The sequence below is a fragment of the Paenibacillus sp. Aloe-11 genome, assembly GCF_000245715.1.
In the GTDB taxonomy this organism is placed as follows: Bacteria; Bacillota; Bacilli; order Paenibacillales; family Paenibacillaceae; genus Paenibacillus; species Paenibacillus kribbensis.
The window spans coordinates 761,619-762,006 of sequence record NZ_JH601050.1 but is presented as its reverse complement, the minus strand read 5'-3'; the positions used below and the strand labels follow the sequence as shown (position 1 = coordinate 762,006).

Here is a 388-nt window from a genome sequence, read left to right as displayed (position 1 = left end):
ATCCGGGCTGTACGCTGAGCCAGACGGCGGCGGGCTACCAGCAAAAACGGAATGCCCAATACGACCGACAGTGTAATCGGAACAAAAACGGCAAGCGGCGCCGTTTGCCCATAGCTATCCAGCAACCAGCCGCCAAACAAAGGAGCCAGCACACTGCCAAGATTATTAAAGCCAATCGTACCAAAGTAGGTCCCTTTATATTGAGCATCTGCAATCTGATCTATCAGCACATCCAGCATCGTGAACAACAGCACTTCACCTATTGTAAACAGCACCATATCCAGTATAAACAACCAGCCTGTGTTTAGCACACTGAACAGCAACAAGCTGACCGCAATGCATAGATTTCCTGCAATCAAGGAATTCACTGGGGAAAAACGGCTAGCCA

1 protein-coding gene is annotated in these 388 nt (G+C 49.2%); it reads right to left on the bottom strand.

The genetic code is table 11. The features are described from left to right. Nucleotides 1-388, bottom strand: a 388-nt coding sequence (locus tag WG8_RS28255; protein ID WP_007429941.1) for an MFS transporter, incomplete at both ends; no start/stop codon positions are given.